We start from the raw sequence: 693 nt of genomic DNA on the forward strand, positions 1-693 counted from the left end.
TTTCAGAAGCTTCGCCGAAGGCCTCTCCCCCCTGGCCATAGCCAAGCAGCTGAATCAGGCAGCCATCCCAGGTCCAGAAGGGCGTCCCTGGCTGGATACGACTATCCGTGGCCATGCCACACGCGGCACGGGAATTTTAAGGAACGAACTCTATATCGGGCGCATGGTCTGGAACCGTATGCGTTATCTGAAAGACCCAGCTACCGGTAAACGCGTTTCGCGCATGAACCCCAAAGAAGAATGGTCGACGATGGAGGTGCCGAGCTTGAGGATCGTAGACCAAGAGCTATGGGACCAGGTCCAAGGCCGCCTAGCAAATATCCGCGATGCTTCCGGTGCCAATAAGCCCGATCGGCCCAAATTCTGGGAGAAGCGGCGCGCGAAGCATCTCCTGACCAACAAAGTGTTTTGCGCCTGTTGCGGCCATGTCCTGAGCGCCTTTGGCGGCGATTACCTCGCATGCGGCCCGGCCCGTCGGCGCGGCACTTGCTCCAACAGGACCAGCCTCAAGCGGGCCCGATTGGAGAGTGCTGTCATTGAGGCGCTCCGGCACAATCTAATGGATCCAGAGGCTGTCGGTGCCTTCGTGACTGAGTTCACCGCCGAGTGGAATCGTCTGGCTGCCGAGAGCAATGCCAACCGTGTTCAGGAGCAAAACCGCCTTAACGTGATCCAGCGCAAGCTCGATAAAAT

The 693-nt window shown here is 58.4% G+C and carries 1 protein-coding gene; it reads left to right on the plus strand.

The genetic code is table 11. From position 1 onward, the window contains the following. Positions 1-693 (plus strand): recombinase family protein (locus tag MXAZACID_RS17395; RefSeq protein WP_008495910.1); only part of this gene is annotated, 693 nt, incomplete at both ends.

This window comes from Acidocella sp. MX-AZ02 (genome assembly GCF_000306035.1).
Classification (GTDB): Bacteria; Pseudomonadota; Alphaproteobacteria; order Acetobacterales; family Acetobacteraceae; genus Acidocella; species Acidocella facilis.